Below are 20166 nucleotides of genomic sequence, written 5' to 3'. Positions count from 1 at the left end.
TTAAAACTAATCTCCATCACGGCTGTTAAAGCCTAGGTGAACATCTAACGCCGCCATAGCAAGTTGAAGGTGATTTTGCAGTGTTTCAATGTCGGCTCTAAGTTGGCGTAACGCTTGATCAGTTTTTTCAGTTAAGTCTTGCTGGTTCACTTCAGGTATTTTGCTTAGTTGTTTATTAATCTGCTTAAAGCTGCTTTCTATACTGCTAGCTAGGTTTTTTTCACCAACTTCTAATAATAAAGAATGCACGCTAACCGGCTTAAAGCCGCTATATAGTTGATGCAGGGCATCAAGGTTGGTGTTTATGTTGCTAAGGGATTGATTGCTGCGCCAAGATTCGCTTCTGCTCCAACGGGCTTTTTCAAAACCACTGCCGAGTGGGTAATCTAGCTTATGATCTAAAATGACTTGTAGCGGTTCAGCTAAAGACTTCATTAAAGGAATAGCAGCTTCAGCAGCCGTTTCAAAATAAGGGTTAGCGCCTGGGTTAAGCTGCCTTTCTGCCTGTAACTGCCAGTCTTGCTCAATTTCTTGCGCCACTTTAACCATATAGTGGTTAACACCCGTTAAAAATCGACAGGCGTTACTCGAAGGTTGCAGGTCTTTTGCCGCTGTTTTGCTAAACAGAATCTTTTCCATGGCAGGAAAGCCTTTTAAGCTAATGCTAGAAGACTTAAAAAACTGGTCATCATAAACGGCATCTTCTAAGGCTAAAGCACTGCGTAATTGGTTAGCGCCCGTGCCGCGTTTGTCTGGCCAATAATGCAGGCCGTAGTTACGCATTAACAAAGTCACTGGACCATATTGAATGTGTTGCACCGCCTGCCACTGATTCATGGCTTGTTGATAAGCTTTCTGTGCCGCAACTAACTTTATAGAGGTTGGCGCTTTACACAAGCTAACGGCTTTCTTTTCGCTATTCTCTAAGGCTTGGGTTAATTGGTGGTAGCTAGGAATAATCTGCTGGTTAATGGCTGCTTGGTTATAGGCTTGCCATTGTTGTTCGTTGGGTGCTGCTAAAACTTGGCTAGCAGCAGTTAAGGCTAAAGCAATCAGTGAGACTTTGGCTGTAAGTTTCGTGGAAAAGCCGAGTGTAGAAAAATTAGGTGTAGAAAAGCTAGATAAAGAGGACATTAAAGTGACTCCACAAATTTTATAAGTTGCTGGCGCTGGTGTTTAGGCAAGGTAATAAATTGTTGTTTAGAAGCTTCAGCTTCGCCACCATGCCAAAGAATGGCTTCTTGAATAGAGCGAGCACGGCCATCGTGTAATAACTGGGAATGACCACTAATAAGCTGGGTTAAACCCACACCCCAAAGTGGTGGTGTGCGCCATTGGCTGCCCTTGGCTAAAAATTCGCTGTGATTATCGGCTAGCCCTTCGCCCATGTCATGTAATAACAAATCAGTGTAAGGCCAAATACTTTGGCTTGCCAAGAGCGGTTGGGCATTTTTTGCAGTGGTGTAATGAGGGCGGTGACAAGCGGCACAGTCTAGCTGTTTAAAAAGTTTTTCACCGGCTAACACTGGGGCATCTTGGGCATTGCGTCTGGGTGGAACGGCTAGGGTTTGCGTATAAAACTCTAGCACTTGAGTCATAACTGGCGAAGCTTCTACGCCGCCTAGGTGTTCACTATTGCCATCAGGAAGTAAGCGGCAATCGGTTTGGGCGCTAGTACAGCCGCCGTAACCTTGTGGAAAAATAGTTGTAGAAATACCGATGTCTTCAATAAAAGCAGCAGCATTTTGCTGTTTAATGCTAGGGTGAATTGCCTTCCAGCCAAAGCGCCCTACTGCAGTTTTTTGTGCTTGGTGATCCCAAACTCTATTAAGTTTACCTGCTATTACTGGGTGGGCTTTTTGAGTTGCTACGTTTTTTTCTAGTTCGCTTTCTGGAATGGCTTCAAGTAAACCCAAGCCTAGCATGGGCGGTGTGACACGGGCTGATGTCTGGACTTGTGGGTGTAAATCACCATAGGCAAGCTGGCGAATAGAATAGTGGGGTTGGCGTAGTTCAACCTGTTCACCACCGGCAAGCGTTAGCGTTGAATAGGTGTAGGTAAGGCTAACGCGTCCTTCAGCAGCCAAACCTTGTATGGATTGGTCTTGTAATTGCCCGCCGTAAACCGGCTCAGGAATAGCCGCAACTTTGCCGCTGGCTAATATTTTTTGGTGGTCTGAGTTTTGGGGTGGAATGCTTAAACGTAAAAATAAAGAACGCGCATTAGCATTTACTGTATCGGGTTCAGGTGGTTTGCCACGACCATTGTTTACATGGCAGCGCAAACAAGAACGAGCATTATACAGTGGCCCTAAACCATCGCTGGCCGTAGTGGAAGCTGGTGAAGAAACCCAGAGCTTGCCAAAAATGGCTTGGCCTAAGTTAAAGTCCATTCGTTCTTCTAAGGACATATTGTTTGCAGGTTGCGAAAAAGAATGCCTGCCTTTTAAATGCGTTGCAGTGGTTTCACCTCCTGGCAGTAAGGGGGTTGCATTTAGCCAAGAAGAAACGACCAACAGCAGCACTAGGGCTGCTAGTCTGCTGTTGATTGTTAAATTGGCTAACAAGGTTTTGTTAGACATGTTTTTTAGACATAGGTTAGGGTTTTAAATGCTGTCTGGGTTATCTAGGCTGTCAGAACCTTCTAAACCTGTGTTTTCAAGGTTAAGAAGTTCCATTGCTGCCTCAATTGAGCGAGTCTGAGTGGTTAAGCCATCCACTAAACCCTGTACCAGCGCATTGCCTTGTTGGTTACCCGCAGCAATAAGCATATCAAAAGGCGTGCCTTGTTTAGCTGATTTAACAATGGCAGAAGCAGCATTAATAGACGCATCCAGTTCAGCGGCTAGTTGCTTGTCTAATGCAGCATCTTTAGCTTTAACCAAGTCTGCAATGCTAGGGCCTTTTACTTGGCTGCCATCAATGCGCGTGTATTCACCTAGGTAAACATTACGCATACCTACCGTGTTGTAGAAGTGAGAGTTGTGGGTGTTGTCTGAGAAGCAGTCGTGTTCTTCTTCTGGGTCATGCAGCATTAGCGGCAGTTTAGTGCGTTCGCCAGCTAATTCACCGTAAGAAAGGCTACCCATACCAATTAAAATCGTAGCTAAACCACCATCAGTACCTTTAGCGGCTAGGTCTTCACGAGCTGCACCACCTTCTTGCCAGTTAGCTGCCATTTCTTCTAGGTCAGCAATAAGCAAATCTGTTGCCACGCTTAGGTATTCACGGCGGCGATCACAGTTACCACCAGTACAATTTTCTAGGCTGTAATCGGTGGCTGGGCGTTCACCTGAACCTGCTCCAGTGCCGTATAAATCTTGACCCCAAAGTAAAAATTCAATGGCATGGTAACCCGTGGCTACGTTGGCTTCATTTTCATCGGCTTCGTGCAAAGTTTCAGCTAGCAGTTCAGCAGTGATTTTATGAGTATCAAGGGTTTGATTGCCTAAACGCAGTTGGGTATTAGCAATTACGTTAGCCGTATAGAAAAGGTTTTCGTCAGATTCAGTGCCATAACTAGAAGCATCCACGTAATCAATTAAGCCTTCATCTAAAGGCCAAGCATTCACACGGCCTTCCCAGTCATCCACAATTGCATTACCAAAGCGGTAAACTTCGGTTTGTTGGTAGGGTACTCGTGAAGCAAGCCAAGCAGTTTTAGCTGCTTCTAAAGTAGCTTCGCTGGGGTTGTCTAGCAAAGCATGAATTTTAGTACGCAGTTCTTTAGCTAGAATAACTGAATCACCGTACTTAGCTTCAGCGATATCACTATAAGTATTTAATATATCTGCGGGTTCGGTAGGTTTAGAGGGTGTTGTTAATGAAGCGCAGCCCGTTAAACTGAAGGCCAGCACCAGCCCTGTTAGTAGACGCATATAAAACTCCTTGAGGTAGGTAAAAATCGTTGTTAACAGTAACACTTCTCATTATGATTGAAAATAAGAATTTAATAAAAATCGTTATCACTTAGTATTGGGTAAAAGGAATCCATTATGCGAAACAAATGTATCTTCGCTCTAGCTAGTTTGGCGTTTAGTTTGCCACTGGCAGCTAGCTCTGCAGTGGTAGAGAAAGAACAGTTAGGGCAGGCGCTATTTTTTGATACTGCCTTATCAAAAAACCACACTCAATCTTGTGCAACCTGCCACCAAGCAGGACAAGCTTTTATTGATGGGCGTGGCAAGGGTGTGGCTGCTGCGGTTTCTTTAGGTGATGACGGGCATTCCCTTGGGGACCGTAATGCTCCCACGGTTACTTATACAGCGGCCATTCCACCCTTTCACTTAAAAACCAGCGGCACTTATGCCGGCGGTCTATTTTTAGATGGGCGTGCAGCAACCCTGGCAGACCAAGCGGAAGGGCCGCCGCTAAATCCAATAGAAATGGGGATGACTTCTGCTGCTGAAGTGGTGGCAAGATTAAAGCTTAACCCTAGCTACGTTCAATCTTTTAAGCAGCTGTATGGAGAGGCTGTATTTGCAGATGCTGAAACAGCTTATAAGGCTATGGCCGATGCAATTGCGGCTTTTGAAAGAACGGAATTATTTAACCCTTATGATTCTAAATATGACCGTGAACTGCGTGGTGAGTACACTTTTACCGATGAAGAAGAATTAGGGCGTACCTTGTTTTTTTCACAACAGTTTACTAACTGTAATCAATGCCACCAGTTAGAGACTACGCCTAACCGTGCAGGTGAAGTATTTACTAATTTTGAGTATCACAATATAGGTGTGCCAGAAAATAAAGCTTTACGCGCTATGAACGGCGTTAAGGTTTTAGATGAAGGCTTGTTTCAACACCCTGATGTTAACGACCCAGCGCAACGGGGCAAGTTTCGTACCTCAACTTTACGCAATGTAGCCGTTACTGGCCCTTATATGCATAACGGTGTATTTAAAGATTTGCGTACTGTGGTGCTTTTTTACAATAAGTTTAATAGTAAGGCGGCCAAGCGGCAGATTAACCCAGAAACAGGAGAGCCTTGGGGTGATCCGGAGATACCAGAAAACATCTCAATGGATTTGTTAACGCTAGGCCCTGCTTTAGATGACAGGCGGGTAGATGCGCTAGTGGCTTTTATGAAAACTTTAACCGACAAGCGCTATGAGTTTTTGTTAGAAACTGACCAGTGAATAAAAGCTATTAACGAATTTAGTTTTTTGGTGGAAACAAACTGGGATCTTGGTTAGCAGAAGAGTCCTCTGTAGACTCTTCTCCTGCTTCATTTGTTGCTTCCGTATCTGACTCAGCTTTTTCAGAGGTTTGCTCAGAGCTATTTTCTTGCTTGGCATTTTCTTCTAGCAGATCTGGGTCAAAATCCATAGATTCAACAAACTTGTCTTCTTTTTCTTGCTGCAACATTTCTTGATAGCCACGCAAAGCCTCGACCATATACTCATGGTAGGCGCGTGTATCTTGTAAAGTGCGCAAATTAGCTAGCAGGGTGTGTTCTTTAGACATTAAAGCTAAGCGCTTAAATTTTCTAGAGCCTAGGCGGGGGTTGTATTCTACTAGAGGGTAAATGCGGTGCATGTAACCTAAACGACCTTCTAGGTTACGAATGTATTCTATAAGATCACGCTTTAAGCGTTTGCGCTGAGTGACCAAAGCTGGATAGCGATTAAGCGAGGGGAAATAGCTCATCATGCCTGCACCGTGGGTTAGCCATAGTACAAAGGCAATGCCACCTGCTATACCACCAACCCAAGGGCTGGTTAAACTTAGAAGACTGGCTAGGAACAGAAAGAGTGCTGACCCTAAGGCTATAAACCACAAAGTCCTGGCACGTTTGGCGGCATAAAGCTCATGGTCTGTTGGGAAGTCTAAGAGCGCGAGTAAATCATAGTCTAGGCTTTCTAGCTCAGCATAAAGCGCCCGTCTTTCTGATTCTAGGCGTTGCTTTTCAGCTTCTTCCCTTTCTTTAATTTTTTTCTGACGTTCTTCTTCTTCCCAGAGAATACGCTCTTTTTCTCGGGCAGCACGACTTTCCTTGGCTTCTTCAGAGTTGGTTTTCTCATTCGCAGCCCAAGTTTCCTGATCTTTTGCTCTATTACCCGAGGGTAGAGAGTCTATTCCATAATTATCGTCTGGCATATTCACAGCAAAACCACTGTGTATCTAGTAGAAAGTAGGTACACATGATAGATGTTTTGAATGGGCTTGTCCGTTTCAACCTGTAACACGCAACATAACTTTGCAGTTATTTGTAGCGCTCTTAGCGAGATTCACGAAGTTCAGCAATGAGTTCATCTGCGACCTTGAGCATATTGGCCAGGCTGCCAGCCGATTGACCATCAATAACGTAGCGACCATCAATAACTAAAGCTGGTACGCCAGTAATGCGATAGGCTCTAAGGCGAGCGAGGTCTTGACGTAAGCGGCTTTCTACACCAAAGCTGGCATAAAGCTGAGTAACCTGCTTACTTTCGGCGCCATAACGCTCAAAAAACTTACCTAAAGCTTTTTGGCTGCCAAGGTTAGCATTTTCTTGGTGAATTGCATTAAAAAGCCCCATGTGTGCTTGGTCGCTTAAGTCTAAAGCATCCATAATGTAATAAGCTCTAGCTAGGTGTTCCCATTGTTTATTGAAGGCGGCGGGAAGGTGCACTAGTTCAATATCAGATTTTTGCTTGGCTATCCAAGTTTGTATAAGGGGTTCTAATTGGTAGCAATAGGGGCAGGTGTAAGAGAATACTGAGGTTACCTCAATTTTGTCAGCGCTAACCTGTAAGGGCGCTTGATCTTTTAAGCTGGTATAGCCTTGAGCAAATACGCCAAATGAAACTAGGCTAAGAGTAATAAATAGTAGGTTACGCAGTGTGGCCTTCATAGGTAAAAGCTCCAAAATAGAAAGGGGTGTAGACACCCCTTTCTAGTTGTTTAAAAAATTACTTAATAGCTATTAACGGTTGGTGCCGTGTAGTCCATACATATAAGAGGCAACTGCTTCCATTTCTGCATCTGACATTTTCTCTGCAATTAAACGCATCATAGAGTTAGGGTCATTGTCTCGCTCACCAGCGCGGAAGGCTGTTAGCTGGTTAACTGTGTAAGTAGGGTGCTGACCTGAAACTGCTGGGAAGGCTGCAGGCTTATTACCTCCGCCATTAGGTAGGTGACAAGCTGTACAAGCAGGAATACCTTTAGCCATATCACCCGCACGGTACAGGTTACGGCCTTTTTCTGCTAAAGCTGGGTCTGCTTGTCCAAGGTTAGCTGGTTTGCTGGCGTAAAAATTAGCAATTTCACGTACATCTTCATCGGTAAAATGGTCAACCATGCCGATCATTTCAGGAATATCACGACGACCGTCACGAATATCAATAATTTGTTTGTATAAGTAGTTGCTGCCTTGGCCTGCTAAGTTAGGCCAGTTGGGTACCATGCTAATACCCTCTCCACCGTGGCAAGCTGTACAGGTGGCTGTTTTTTCTTCAACACTTTGTGCGTTCGCCATACCTGCAACACCAGCAGCTAGGGTTAGGCTTAACAGTAATTTTTTCATCATCGGTTGGGTCTCGTCTTTTGCTAGTCTTTAAAATCATTTGTCCGTTAACTGGCACTAGCATCGCGCCTACGGACGGTGAGTGATAAACTATTAAACTTATTAGTTACCGCATTATAGCTAAGGCTTAAGCTAACTGGAATGCCACTAGCCTATCCCTTTTGTTTAATTTCTTGTAGATGACCCCTATCCATGCGTCAGGTTAAGAAAAAGAAGCCTTTTAAGAAAATTATTTATGAGCCTGCTTCACAGCAAGTGAAGGTACAGCAGCCTAAGCATTATAATGCTGCCAGTTTTTCACTAAGTGCGCCAACTTTAGCTCATTGTCCTTTAGATGAAGGCTGGGAAGTTGCTTTTGCTGGGCGCTCTAACGCAGGCAAATCAAGTGCGCTTAACTGCCTTACATCGGCCCGTTTAGCTAGAACCAGTAAAACCCCTGGGCGAACTCAGCTCATTAATTTCTTTAGTTTAGATGAGCAGAGGCGGTTAGTTGACCTGCCCGGTTATGGTTATGCCAAAGTTCCTGATGCCTTGCGTCGAGATTGGGGGCAACATTTAGGTGACTATATAACTCAGCGCCAGTGCTTGAGAGGCGTGGTTATTATGATGGATGTGCGTCATCCACTCACAGACTTTGATTTACAGCTTATCGATGTTGCTACCAGTCGTGACCTGCCAGTCCATATTTTATTAACCAAAGCAGATAAATTGAAGCGTGGGCCTGCAGCTAACCAGCTACAAATGGTACGTAATGAATTAAATAAAATAACTGGCAACCTAAGCGTTCAGCTATTTTCATCTTTAAAAAGCAATGGCACAGCTGACGCTTGGGATAAGCTAGATCAGTGGTTTGAACTAGGTGTTTATGCTCAGTCTAATGACTCTTTGGCTGATGACGATGCAAAAGAGAGCTAAGTATGGCGCCAAGGTATTCAATAAATAAGGTGTCTTGCTGGCGAAAGTGCTTGCTAGAAGGGTGAGCAATAACTAGCAAGCCCAAGTGGTTTGAATGACTTAGTCTACAAATAATTGCTGAGCCTTCTTGTAGTTCATCTAAGCCTAAGAGTGCGGCCACGGAGCTAGTTAGCTGCAAACTAACCGATGACTTATTGTCTAGTAAAGCCAGCTGTTTTTCTTGCTGATCTTCAGTTGCTCTAGGTAGCTGCTCTAGGCTGCTATGGCTCCAAACCCTTAAAAAGGGCAGGTTAAAATTTTGCTCTAGCTCTTCATTAAGCAGAGTAATCAGCTCTTCGGTATTTTCTGCTTCTAATAACTTAACCAATAACCGCTCAATGCGTTTTAAGCGTTTTTCATTGTCTCTTGCATTGTTTAATAGCTGTTCATGGTTTTGTTTATGCTGGTTTAACTCTTGGCGCAATAATTTTAACTGGTAAAGCAGAAGGGATTCTGTTGACTCGCCGCAGTCATGTTCTAGCTGCATCTTGGCCAAGATACTTTCTCGACCAATGAAAAAGTCGCTATTATTACTTAACCAGTTAGCTACCTGTTCAGCGCTTAGCTCTTGCGTTGAGGGGAGCTGTTTATTTGGATTAGATGTTACCAAGCTCATAAGAAAATCTGTCCTTCAAAAACACGTTGTACTGGACCCGTTAATTTGACTGAATGCCCTTCTCCTGACCATTCAATTTGTAGCCGACCACCGGGTAGTTGAATTTCAACACGGGAATCAAACCAACCCTGCAATCGACCATACACCATAGCAGCTGAGGCACCTGTGCCAGAAGCAAGGATTTCACCTATACCTCGCTCATAAACTCTGAGCCTACCCTGAGTACGAGAAAGTACCTGTAAAAAACCTGCGTTAACTCGGTTAGGAAAACAGGGGTGGTTTTCTATCTCTGCACCTAGTCTGTCAACCGCCGTATTAATAACGTCATCTACTCGGGTGATTACATGCGGGTTACCAATCGAAACAGCGCCTATGTCTAGCTGCTGTTCTGCCAGTTTAAGAGGGTAGCTAATCGCTTGGGTTTCAACATTAAAGGGTAGGCTGGGCGGGTCTAAATTAGGTTTACCCATATCCACGGTAACCTGCCCATTATCATTTAAAGTGACCAGTAGTGGGCCGCCTGCAGTTTCTACTTTAAGTGTTTTTTTACAGGTTAATTTTTTTTCATGTACAAAAACAGCAAAGCAGCGGGCGCCATTACCTGAGTTTTTTTCTTCTGTACCATCGGCATTAAAAATTCGATAACAAAAATCAAACTCAGGATCGGAAGGCGGATCAACTATTAATAATTGGTCAAAACCCACACCAAGATTACGGTCGGATAGACGACGCACATGCTCAGAACGCAGCCTGACTTTTTGGGAGATTTGATCTACCACCATAAAGTCATTACCTAGACCGTGCATTTTGGTGAAGTGAACTAGCATTTTCTTAACTCATTATTTAGGCAAGCACTGCTCACCAGCCATTTGCTGCTCGTAGGTTTCTCGTTGGCGGGCTAAGTGGGCTTCTGCGCCATCAACAATCACTTCGGCGGGTCGGTTACGGCTGTTGTAGTTAGAGGCCATAGCAAAACCATAAGCACCGGCTGAGGTTACGGCTAAAAGATCACCGGCTGTTAGGTTAAGCTCTCTGTCTTTACCTAAGAAGTCACCTGTTTCACAGACTGGGCCAACAATATCCCAAGCTTTATTTGAGCCGTCTTCTTTTATTGAAGCTGGAATAATGCCTTGCCAAGCGTCATAAAGTGCTGGGCGCAGCAGGTCGTTCATGGCGGCATCGACTATGGCAAAGTTTTTCTCTTCACCTTCTTTTAGGTATTCCACTTGTGTTAATAAAATACCCGCATTAGCGGCAATGGCACGACCTGGCTCAAAAATTAATTCGAACTCACGATCGCCTAACCGCTCTAAAAGTGCTGCAACGTATTCAGCAGGAGTGGGTGGTGTTTCATCTTGGTAGCGCACACCTAAACCACCGCCTAAATCTAGGTGGTGAATTTCAATGCCATCTTCTTTTAACTGGTCTACTAAAAGAAGAATACGATCTAAGGCATCTAGGAAGGGTGATAGCTGGGTAATTTGCGAGCCAATATGGCAGTCTACACCAATGATTTTAATGTGCTGTAGGCTAGCCGCTTGTTGATAAACCTCTCTGGCTAGGTCGAAGGCAATACCAAACTTGTTGGCCTTTAACCCAGTTGAAATATAGGGATGGGTTTTAGGGTCTACATCTGGGTTTACACGAATGGAAATAGGAGCGACCTGCCCCATTTCTTCTGCAACCGCTTCTATGCGCTCTAGCTCGGCAATGGATTCAACATTAAAGCATTTGATACCTACAGTCAGGGCACGACGAATTTCTTCGGTTTGTTTGCCAACGCCTGAAAAAACAACTCGGGCAGGGTCGCCGCCGGCTGCTAAAACACGCTCTAGCTCACCTGCAGAAACAATATCAAAGCCTGAGCCTAAACGTGCCAATACATTGAGTACGCCTAGGTTGGCGTTAGCTTTAACGGCATAACAAATTAAATGTGGGCGGCCAGCTAGAGGTTCTGCATAGGCTTGGTAACGCTGCTCAAGGCTGGCGCGAGAATAAACATAAAGTGGTGTACCAAACTCTTCTGCTAGCTGCTTAACAGGCAGGTCTTCAGCATAGAGCTGGTTTTCACGGTAAGTAAAAAAATCCATAGTTATAAAGCTCTTGTATTCATGGTTAGTTGGGCTTCTGGTTTAGGCAGGTATAAATCGCCTTTTTGACCACAGCCAACGATTAGTAGTAGCAGCAAGCCGAGCAAAAAGTATTTAAGCATTTTACTGATCACGCTGAGTAACTAAGGCTAAAGCGCGTTTTGCTGCTGCAGTAACCTGGGCGGGTGCAGTGCCACCTAAGTGATCTCTAGCGGCAACTGAGCCTTCTAGGGTTAATACATCAAATACATCGGCAGTAATAATGCTAGAGAATTGCTGCAGCTCTTCTAAAGTCATTTCTGCTAAATCACGGTTTTCAGCTACACCAAAAGCCACTGATTTACCCACAACTTCGTGCGCATCACGGAAGGGTAAGCCTTTACGGACGAGGTAGTCAGCTAGGTCGGTAGCAGTAGCAAAGCCACGACGCGCTGCTTCACGCATTATTTCGCGACGTGGTTCTATGGCTGGAATCATATCGGCAAAGGCGCGTAAACAACCTTTTACCGTATCAATCGTATCAAACAAAGGTTCTTTGTCTTCTTGGTTATCTTTGTTGTAGGCCAAAGGCTGAGACTTCATTAGGGTTAGCAAGCTGATTAGATGACCATAAACTCGGCCACTTTTGCCGCGTACTAGCTCGGGCACATCAGGGTTTTTCTTTTGCGGCATAATGGAGCTGCCAGTACAAAAGCGGTCGGGCAGGTTAATAAAATCAAACTGTGAGCTAGTCCAAAGCACTAACTCTTCACTCATACGCGATAGGTGCATAAGTAGCAGACTAGAGAAACTACAAAACTCAATAGCAAAATCGCGATCAGAAACTGAGTCTAAGGAGTTTTCTGAAGCTCGATCAAAACCAAGCAATTCAGCCGTTAAGTTACGGTTAATAGGGTAGGTTGTTCCTGCTAAAGCAGCAGCACCTAAGGGTAGAACATTCACCCTTTTACGTGTGTCCATTAGGCGCTCGTAATCACGCTGCAGCATTTCATTCCAAGCCAGTAGGTGATGGCCAAAAGTAACTGGTTGGGCAGTTTGTAAATGAGTAAAGCCTGGCATAATGGTGTTAGCTTCTGCAGCAGCTAGGGTAATTAAACCCGTTTGTAAGCGAGATAACTCAGCCGCTAATACATCAATTTCATCACGCAAATATAGGCGTACATCGGTGGCTACTTGATCATTACGTGAGCGGCCTGTGTGCAGCTTTTTGCCCGTAATGCCTATGCGTTCAGTCAAAGCGGCTTCAATGTTCATATGCACATCTTCTAAGCTAACTGACCATTGAAAGTTGCCACTTTCTATTTCTTGGCGAATGGCCTCTAAGCCTGTAGTTATATCTTTTAGCTCAGCCTCTGTTAGCACACCAACACGGGTTAACATGGTGGCATGAGCAATAGAGCCTTGAATATCATGGTGGTAAAGGCGCTTGTCAAAGGTTACCGAGGCAGTAAAACCCTCTACAAAGGCATCAGTAGGTTCGCTAAAACGACCACCCCAAGGTTTTTCGGTAGTAGTGGCTGGGTTGGTTTCAGTGGTAGGGGCGCTTTGCTGCGTCATGGGATATTTGGCTCCAAAAGCGATTATGTAATAAATAATAAAAAAGAATTGACTCAGTTTAACAGAGGCTTAGAAGAAAAGTCGCCATCTTGGGCTGGCTAAAATGCTCTTAACTTAGGTTTGCTGCAAATTGCTCAAGGCTATATTCTAACGCCCTGTTTGGTAAGCAATAAATATAAACATCCGATTTAAGGTAAATTTATGAACGCATCAACCAAAGTACATGCCCAGTGGTCATCCCGTATGGGCTTTGTGCTGGCCGCTACCGGCTCAGCAGTAGGTTTGGGCAACATTTGGAAGTTCCCTTATATGGTCGGAGAAAGTGGCGGCGCAGCTTTTGTGCTGGTTTACTTGGCCTGTATCTTTTTAATTGGCTTACCTATTTTGGTCAGCGAGTGGTTGTTAGGTCGTCGAGGCCAAAAAAACCCAGTTAATACCATGCGTGATTTGGCAGAAAAAAATAAGGCAAGTAAAGCTTGGGTGCTTGTTGGTATTAGTGGTGTGCTGGGCGCCTTTTTAATTCTTTCTTTTTATAGCGTTATTGGTGGCTGGTCGCTTTCTTATATTAAAGATGCGGTAGTTAGTAACTTTGCAGGCCAAGACGCAGATGGCATAGGCGCTATTTTTGGTGGTTTGTTAGCTAGCCCTGCTACATTACTGGTTTGGCATAGCTTATTTATGCTTATAACCATTGGTATAGTGGCCCGTGGAGTAACTAAGGGTTTAGAAGGGGCCGCTACGGTTCTTATGCCTGCTTTGGCTGCGCTGCTTTTACTCTTGGTCATTTATGGTGCAACCACCAGTGGTTTTGGTCAGGCTCTAAGCTTTATGTTTAGCCCAGACTGGTCACAACTAACGGGCGAAGTAGTGCTAGCAGCCTTAGGGCATGCATTCTTTACCCTGTCTTTAGGTATGGGCATTATGATGGCCTACGGTTCTTACATGGGGCAAAGCATTAACCTGCTCCAAACAGCACGTACCGTTGTTATTATGGATACGGTTATTGCCCTTGCTGCGGGTATGGCAATTTTCCCTATCGTTTTTGCAGAAGGTTTAGACCTTAGCTCAGGTCCTGGTCTTATTTTTGTAACCCTACCTTTGGCGTTCGGCAATATAACGGGTGGTTGGTTTGTAGGTGTCGCCTTCTTTATTTTGCTAACCTTTGCAGCCATCACTTCAGCTATTTCTTTATTAGAGCCAGTGGTTGAGTTTGTTGAAGAACGTACCCCTTTAAATCGTGTTAAATCTACGCTTGTTTCGGGTGTGGCGGCTTGGGCTTTAGGTTTGCTGGCGCTCTTGTCATTTAATTTGCTGGGTGATTTCTTGGTTTTTGGCTTGAACATCTTCGATCTGCTCGATCAAGTCACCAGTAAGTTTATGCTGCCCTTAACAGGTTTAGGCGGTATTGTGTTTGTAGCTTGGCATTTAGATAAGGAAAGCGTTCGTGATGAGCTGGGTCTAGATGTTTATGACTTTAGCTTATGGAACTTGATTACGCGCTTTTTGGCACCCGCTGCAGTTTTAGTGGTGTTCTTCACTAACCTTTGACTTACTCCCACCATCAAGCCTTTAGGCTTTGATGGGGGAATCTTTGCGACCCATGACAACTTAGAGCTGTCACCTTTCGCTAGGCCACTCACGCTGATGAGTTTTGGCCTAGAGGAACTCTTTATACACTAGCAAGCCCTGCTAGATCAGCTAACGCCTGTTGGCGTATATTGATGCTGGCATTGAGGTCACGGTCATGGTGTGTGTAACAACGAAGACACGTCCAATCACGTTCCGACAAAGGCAACTTGTCCAGCTTGTGCTGACAATGCGAGCAAACTTTACTGCTGGCAAAGAACCGGTTTACTTTAAGAATGTTTTTGCCATACCAGCTCGCTTTGTAGGTCAGCAGGGTAACAAATTGCCCCCATCCTACGTCACTGATGGACTTGGCAAGTTTACGGTTCTTTACCATGTTTTTTACAGCCAAATCTTCCAATGCATAGCTGGTTGCTTGGTTTTCATGAATCAGACGATGGGTGATTTTATGCTGTAAATCAAGGCGGCTGTTGCGTACCTTTTCGTGAATACGGGCAACAACGCGCTTTTGTTTTTGGTAGCCTTTACTGGCCGCTTGCTTACGAGCAAAGATTTTTTGCTGTATGGCAAGCCGTTGACTGGCCTTGGCTAAGTGCCTTGGGTTATCAACCTTGCTACCATCTGAAAAGTTCAGCAGGTGATTGATACCTAAATCAATGCCCAGGGTTAAGCTAGGCTCAATGGTGGTCGGTGTTGGCAAGGTTTCTTTATTATCTACCAGCAGACTAGCGTAATACTGACCTGTGGCTGTTTTGCTAACCGTCACGGTTTTAATTTTGCCAACAAACTCACGGCTAAAGACTGCTTTAATGCCCTTTAGCTTGGGTAAATTGATAAGGCCTTGCTCAAAGTTAACCGTGCAATGCTGAGGGCACTGGTAGCTTCGCTGGGGTATTTTTTTGGATTTAAAGCGTGGGAATTTAGCACGGGCTTTAAAGAAGTTGGTAAAAGCCGTGTGGACGTTAAGCAAGGCATTTAATAGCGACTGACTATTCACTTCCTTTAGCCACTCGTAGTCGGCTGTTTTTTTCATAGCCACTAGCTGGCTTTGAATAGCACCACGAGATAATGATTTGCCATTTGCTTTGTAATAATCATTCTGTAAGCCTAGCGCCCAATTATAAACAAAGCGTGTGCAGCCAAAGTGTTTTTCAATCAACACTCGCTGTTCACGGTTTGGATAAAGGCGGTATTTATAGGCTTTTAGCATGACACTCTACGTCTATAAGTCTAGGGTTTGCACGGTCAGTTAAATATAAGTGTTATTTTAGCATTCATCCAACATTAGTGTGGACCATGAGCTTACAACGGGCGGTGCAACAATGGATACAAGGCATTACATCGAAAAACAAGAGCGCCCTAGCTAGGGCGCTGTACTTAGATCACCAGCTAAATCAAAGATTCTAGGTGGTGAATTACCCACAATTAGCTAAATAAGGGCAAAGCATGTTAGGTAGAAGCCTAGGTAGTTTAATTTGCTTTTACCTACTAGCAAGTGCAAGCCTGCCAACCTTTGCTAACCCAGTAATTACGCTAGGTATCTTAGATTGGCGAGATGAAGCAAAAGCAGCTAGTAGTTGGGAACCAACCCTGGCTGCACTTAAGCAGCAGTTTCCAGACAAGCAAATAGAGTTGCATCAGTTAAGCTTAGAAGGCATTGCTGATGCTTTGGCAGAACAAAAGCTCGACTATGTCATTACCAATCCTGGGCATTACGTTCAACTTAGCCAAACCTTTCAGTTAGCACCCTTAGCAACACTAAATAACCCCTTCTTTGAACTGGCTCAACAGGCCGTTGGTTCTGTTCTACTTGTGCCTGTAGAAAATCAAACGATACAGACATGGCAAGATTTACGGGGATTAAAATTAGGTGCGGTAACCTTTGATGCCTTTGGTGGCTTTCAGCTTATTTGGGATGAGTTGGCGCAAGAAGGCTTAGACCCAAAAAAAGATTTTGTAAAATGGCAGCTAACTGGCTTTCCTATGGAGCAGTTATTTGACCAGCTAGCTAGCGGTAAGGTGGATGCTATTATTGTGCGAAGTTGCTTGGCAGAAGTGTTAGCAGTAGAGGGGCGAATTAACCTTGCTGATTATCGTGTCATTGGTGAACGACAGCATTCAGGTTACCCCTGCCTTACTTCAAGTCAGCTCTACCCAGACTGGCCATTTTTAAGCACTGGCAAACCGACTGCCGCTGAAGCCTCCAAAGTATTGCAAGCATTACTCAAGTCTAGAGAGGATCAGCCAGCTCAATGGGCTGCTCCTCTTTCTTATCAGCCTGTTTATAATTTATTTGAACGACTACGCCTTGGACCTTTTGAAGCCTTTCCGCACAACCCCCTGTTAAACGTAATTTATCGCTACCGCTACCTTTTAATGCTGGGTTCAGGGTTGCTGATTTTATTGTTTGCGCATCATATTCGAGTAGGTTACTTGGTTCGTAAACGTAGCCAAGCCTTAGAAACAGCCATGCAAACGACCCAAGAAAAACAACAAGAGCTGGCGCATCTCTCGCGCTTTGCTGTCATGGGAGAGTTAGCAGCAGGCTTGGCGCATGAGTTAAACCAACCCCTTACAGCGATTGTTAATTATGCACAGGGTAGCCAGCGTTTATTGCAAACATTAAATACCCAAACATTTCCACAGCAAGAAAGCTTATTGGCTGTCACCCAAAAAATTACTATTCAAGGCAAACGAGCCGCAGACATTATTCGTAATTTGCGAGCCTTTTTACGCAAGGGCGATCGTGGGTTAGAGCAGCTAGAGCCACAAGAACTATTGCAAGAGGTGAGGTTATTTATGGAGGCTAGATTAAAACAAGAAGAGGTTGAGCTTAGACTTCATCTACCAGAAAAAACGCCCTTAATAAGTGTTAATCGAGTCGAGTTTCTACAAATCTTTATCAACCTAATCAGTAATGCTCTAGATGCTATGCAGGCTAACTCAGGAAAAAAAATAGATGTTTATGTTAGTGAAAGCCCAGCATCCAAATATTTAGTGTTTAATGTGATTGACCAAGGAGAAGGCTTAAGTTTAGAAGCAAGCCAGCGAATTTTTGAACCATTTTTCACCACACGTAAACAAGGAATGGGTTTGGGGTTGAGTCTTAGTCGCAGCTTGGCAGCTGCTCAAGGTGCTAAGCTTGAGCTACTCCCACACTCTGCGGGTGGGGTGTGTGCTCGCCTAGAATGGCCCTTAGTGAGTTAGATATGAATAAAGCAAAATTGCCAGCAGTTGTATGGCTTTTAGATGATGAAGCGCAGGTAGTTGAATCTTTGCAGTGGTTACTACAAACCGTTGGCCTAGAAACACGAGTTGTTGCTAGCGGGCAAGATTTATTCAACTTGCCTTTAGATCAGCAACCTGGCTGTTTGTTAATGGATGTACGCATGCCCTTGACCAGCGGCTTAGACTTACTTGAAGCATTGAAACAACAACAGCTACTTATACCCAGTATTTTAATGAGTGGTCATGCTGATGTAACCATGGCGGTTAGAGCTATGAAATTAGGAGCTGCCGACTTTTTTGAAAAACCTTTTAATGACCAACAGCTATTAGACAGTTTACAAGCTGCCATAGAAGTACATAGACAAGCGATAGAAAAACAACAGCTTTTAGAAAGCTTTAAACAGCGTTTAAGTGAATTAACCGAGCGTGAAAAACAAGTAATGCTACAGCTAATTCGTGGTAAGCAGGCTAAGAAAATTGCTGACAACCTAAACATTAGCCCTAAAACAGTTGATGTACATCGCTATAACTTAATGCAAAAAATGCAGGTTGAGTCTTTAGCAGAGCTAGTACATGCTGCCTTATTGTTAGGTTTGCCACTGGCTTTTGAGTCAACTAAGGAAAACCTTTAGTTGGCTGGGTGATTGCCTAGTATCAGCAAGACCACAAAATAAGTAAGCTATTCGTGACTGCTAAAGTGAGTCAAATAATAATGAGGGGAAGCTTATGGAAAGCAAATACACAAAAAAGTTCAGTGCACTACTGCTAGGATTACTTTTTAGCCTGCCAGTATTTGCGCTCGATGGTGATGCCGAGCGTGGACAAGCAAATTCTGCTATTTGTATGGCTTGTCACCAAGCCGATGGTAATGGCATGAATATCCCGGGCGGTGAATCTTGGCCACGCCTTGCTGGAATGAATGCTGATTATATTTATAAGCAGCTTAAAGAGTTTAAAAACGGTACGCGTGTTAATGCCAGCATGATGCCTTTTGCAACCATGCTAGATGACCAACAGAAAAAAGACCTAGCTGTTTACTATAGCCAACTACCAGCAGGCGAAGGCGCTCATGGTGGTGCAGATGCCGAGCTGTTAGCTTATGGTGAAAAGCTGGCAACAGCAGGCGACTGGGATAGGTATATAGTGCCTTGTAGTACTTGCCATGGTCCAGGTAACCAAGGTGCGGGAGAACACTTTCCAGGTATTGCAGGCCAGCATGCTGGTTATATAGAAAGCCAGTTAGTTGCTTGGCAAAAAGGTGAGCGTGACAATGATCCGCAACACCTAATGTTAGCCATAGCTGAGCGTATGAATGACTACGACATAAAAGCTGTTGCAGCTTGGTTGTCTACTCAGCCTGCACAATAAGGAGCCTTGTTATGAAAATTAAAATTACTGCTCTTTTAGCTAGCTTAGTTTTAGCTATTAGCTTTAGTGCCAGTGCTTTGGCTAAACAGGAATTGCGTTTTCCAATTAATTTGCCTGAAGCGAAAGAAGGTCAGGTAGTGCATGTGCCACCCACCATGGCTGACTTAGAAGATGCAGATTTACATCCAGAGCTAAAACGCACTATTCGCCGTGGTTATGATTTGTTTATGAATACCCAGCAGTTGCGTGGTAAAAATGTATTCAATGATATGACTTGTAAAAGCTGCCACATGGGTGAAGGTCGCTTACCTTTTGCTGCTCCAGTTTGGCGCGCGGTTATAGCCATGCCCAACTTCCGTGGTAAAAACCAACACGTTAATAATCTAGAAGAGCGTATTGCAGGTTGTTTTGCCTTCTCTATGAACGGTAAACCACCCGCCTATGGTAGTGATGACATGATTGCTTTAACTGCCTATCACCAGTGGTTAGCTAAAGGCTTACCTACCTTTGAACGTAAAAACTTCTACGGTAGAGGCTACCCAATAGAAGATGCACCTAAAGCACCTTCTTATAAGCGCGGTGAAAAACTCTACGCAGATAACTGCGCTATTTGTCACTCAGATGACGGTAGCGGTATGCGAGTAGATGGTAAGGCACACTTCCCAGCGGTTTGGGGTGATTTATCTTACAACTGGGGTGCAGGTATCTCACGCTTGCACACCTTGGCAGGGTTTGTTCGCAACAATATGCCCTTAGGTCAGCCACTAACTATGAGTGTGCAAGAGTCTTGGGATTTAGCCGAATACATTGATAGCCAAGAGCGTCCTCATGACCCACGCTTTACTGGCGACTTAAAAGAAACCCGTGCTAAGTACTTAGATACTTTTCATAAACACACTTATTACGGCTCTTGGATTCAACTTGCTAGTGCAACAGCCTGTAATTCTTCAAACAATACTTCATTTGGTGTTTTCATTCCAAGTGTTTTCCTAGGTCGGTTATTTAAACGATGCATAATGAATTCAAAATGCTCATCATCTAAGTGCTTAAAGCATGAACCTTTGGGGCAGTATTGACGTATTAAGCCATTTGTATTTTCATTCAATCCACGTTGCCAAGAAGCATAAGGGTCTGCAAAGTAAAAGTCACAATTCAGTGCTTTTGCAATGGCTTGATGCTCAGCAAACTCTTTACCATTATCTGCCGTTAGAGTATGTACTAAACCAACAGAAGCAAAGGGTGTTAACAACTCGATA

19 protein-coding genes and 1 pseudogene are annotated in these 20166 nt (G+C 44.2%); 7 read left to right on the top strand and 13 right to left on the bottom strand.

What is annotated here, in order from left to right; all coding sequences use genetic code 11:
* Positions 1-6: 6 nt before the first annotated feature.
* From BP27_RS0107480 to BP27_RS0107470, 3 genes are read right to left on the bottom strand one after another with little or no spacing between them, the layout of a single operon-like run.
* Positions 7-1134: an imelysin family protein gene (locus BP27_RS0107480; RefSeq protein ID WP_027851020.1), complete on the bottom strand. Its 1128-nt coding sequence runs from the start codon at positions 1132-1134 to the stop codon at positions 7-9.
* Positions 1134-2582, bottom strand: a complete 1449-nt coding sequence (locus BP27_RS0107475) for a di-heme oxidoreductase family protein (protein WP_027851019.1) — start codon at positions 2580-2582, stop codon at positions 1134-1136. The genes BP27_RS0107480 and BP27_RS0107475 overlap by 1 nt, the downstream gene beginning before the upstream one ends.
* A 24-nt stretch (positions 2583-2606) precedes the next feature.
* The gene (locus BP27_RS0107470; protein WP_027851018.1) at positions 2607-3878 is read right to left on the bottom strand and encodes an imelysin family protein; all 1272 of its coding nucleotides are present in this window, start codon (positions 3876-3878) and stop codon (positions 2607-2609) included.
* Between the two features lie 117 nt (positions 3879-3995).
* Here BP27_RS0107470 and BP27_RS0107465 point away from each other — a divergent pair, with 117 nt between their 5' ends.
* Positions 3996-5138, top strand: a complete 1143-nt coding sequence (locus BP27_RS0107465) for a cytochrome-c peroxidase (RefSeq protein ID WP_027851017.1) — start codon at positions 3996-3998, stop codon at positions 5136-5138.
* Between the two features lie 19 nt (positions 5139-5157).
* Here BP27_RS0107465 and BP27_RS0107460 read toward each other — a convergent pair whose 3' ends face one another.
* The 3 genes from BP27_RS0107460 to BP27_RS0107450 all read right to left on the bottom strand — a co-directional run bounded on the left by BP27_RS0107460 (position 5158) and on the right by BP27_RS0107450 (position 7513).
* Positions 5158-6105 (bottom strand): hypothetical protein, encoded by a 948-nt coding sequence (locus BP27_RS0107460; RefSeq protein ID WP_150112028.1) that lies wholly within the window; start codon positions 6103-6105, stop codon positions 5158-5160.
* A 115-nt stretch (positions 6106-6220) separates the two neighbouring features.
* Positions 6221-6835: a thiol:disulfide interchange protein DsbA/DsbL gene (locus tag BP27_RS0107455; RefSeq protein WP_027851015.1), complete on the bottom strand. Its 615-nt coding sequence runs from the start codon at positions 6833-6835 to the stop codon at positions 6221-6223.
* Positions 6836-6907: 72 nt separating this feature from the next.
* Positions 6908-7513 (bottom strand): c-type cytochrome, encoded by a 606-nt coding sequence (locus tag BP27_RS0107450; RefSeq protein ID WP_342665795.1) that lies wholly within the window; start codon positions 7511-7513, stop codon positions 6908-6910.
* Between the two features lie 189 nt (positions 7514-7702).
* Here BP27_RS0107450 and yihA point away from each other — a divergent pair, with 189 nt between their 5' ends.
* Positions 7703-8425 (top strand): ribosome biogenesis GTP-binding protein YihA/YsxC, encoded by a 723-nt coding sequence (yihA, locus tag BP27_RS0107445; RefSeq protein ID WP_084324541.1) that lies wholly within the window; start codon positions 7703-7705, stop codon positions 8423-8425.
* Here the strand turns inward: yihA and BP27_RS0107440 are convergent.
* From BP27_RS0107440 to argH, 5 genes are read right to left on the bottom strand one after another with little or no spacing between them, the layout of a single operon-like run.
* Positions 8385-9080 (bottom strand): DUF484 family protein, encoded by a 696-nt coding sequence (locus tag BP27_RS0107440; RefSeq protein WP_027851012.1) that lies wholly within the window; start codon positions 9078-9080, stop codon positions 8385-8387. The genes yihA and BP27_RS0107440 overlap by 41 nt on opposite strands.
* The gene (dapF, locus tag BP27_RS0107435) at positions 9077-9907 is read right to left on the bottom strand and encodes a diaminopimelate epimerase (RefSeq protein WP_027851011.1); all 831 of its coding nucleotides are present in this window, start codon (positions 9905-9907) and stop codon (positions 9077-9079) included. Before dapF ends, BP27_RS0107440 begins: the two co-directional genes overlap by 4 nt.
* 12 nt (positions 9908-9919) lie before the next feature.
* A complete protein-coding gene (gene lysA, locus BP27_RS0107430; protein ID WP_027851010.1) occupies positions 9920-11170 on the bottom strand; it encodes a diaminopimelate decarboxylase in 1251 nt (416 codons plus the stop codon).
* Between the two features lie 2 nt (positions 11171-11172).
* Positions 11173-11292: an LPS translocon maturation chaperone LptM gene (gene lptM / locus BP27_RS16960; RefSeq protein WP_084324540.1), complete on the bottom strand. Its 120-nt coding sequence runs from the start codon at positions 11290-11292 to the stop codon at positions 11173-11175.
* 1 nt (position 11293) lies between these two features.
* Complete coding sequence (gene argH / locus BP27_RS0107420) at positions 11294-12727, bottom strand: argininosuccinate lyase (RefSeq protein ID WP_027851009.1); 1434 nt, start codon at positions 12725-12727, stop codon at positions 11294-11296.
* Between the two features lie 201 nt (positions 12728-12928).
* Between argH and BP27_RS0107415 the strand changes: the two genes are divergently transcribed.
* Positions 12929-14275 (top strand): sodium-dependent transporter, encoded by a 1347-nt coding sequence (locus BP27_RS0107415; RefSeq protein WP_027851008.1) that lies wholly within the window; start codon positions 12929-12931, stop codon positions 14273-14275.
* Between the two features lie 121 nt (positions 14276-14396).
* Here BP27_RS0107415 and BP27_RS0107410 read toward each other — a convergent pair whose 3' ends face one another.
* Positions 14397-15524: an RNA-guided endonuclease TnpB family protein gene (locus BP27_RS0107410; protein ID WP_027851007.1), complete on the bottom strand. Its 1128-nt coding sequence runs from the start codon at positions 15522-15524 to the stop codon at positions 14397-14399.
* Between the two features lie 236 nt (positions 15525-15760).
* Here BP27_RS0107410 and BP27_RS0107405 point away from each other — a divergent pair, with 236 nt between their 5' ends.
* From BP27_RS0107405 to BP27_RS17555, 4 genes and pseudogenes are all read left to right on the top strand, one after another.
* On the top strand, positions 15761-17521 hold the full coding sequence (locus BP27_RS0107405) for a sensor histidine kinase (RefSeq protein WP_027851006.1): 1761 nt from the start codon (positions 15761-15763) through the stop codon (positions 17519-17521).
* 2 nt (positions 17522-17523) lie between these two features.
* The gene (locus BP27_RS0107400; RefSeq protein ID WP_036239751.1) at positions 17524-18174 is read left to right on the top strand and encodes a response regulator transcription factor; all 651 of its coding nucleotides are present in this window, start codon (positions 17524-17526) and stop codon (positions 18172-18174) included.
* A gap of 94 nt (positions 18175-18268) precedes the next feature.
* Complete coding sequence (locus tag BP27_RS0107395) at positions 18269-18910, top strand: c-type cytochrome (RefSeq protein ID WP_027851004.1); 642 nt, start codon at positions 18269-18271, stop codon at positions 18908-18910.
* A gap of 11 nt (positions 18911-18921) precedes the next feature.
* Positions 18922-19713 (top strand): annotated as a pseudogene (locus tag BP27_RS17555) (c-type cytochrome); the annotation flags it as partial.
* 113 nt (positions 19714-19826) lie between these two features.
* On the opposite strand, the gene BP27_RS17120 reads toward BP27_RS17555, so the two are convergent.
* The coding region (locus BP27_RS17120) for an IS30 family transposase (protein ID WP_160169827.1) at positions 19827-20166 on the bottom strand (340 nt) is incomplete at its 5' end.

Source organism: Marinospirillum insulare DSM 21763 (assembly GCF_000686905.1).
Classification (GTDB): domain Bacteria; phylum Pseudomonadota; class Gammaproteobacteria; order Pseudomonadales; family Halomonadaceae; genus Marinospirillum; species Marinospirillum insulare.
Note: the sequence above shows the minus strand (reverse complement) of the source record. Positions and strands in the feature narration are given on the sequence as shown.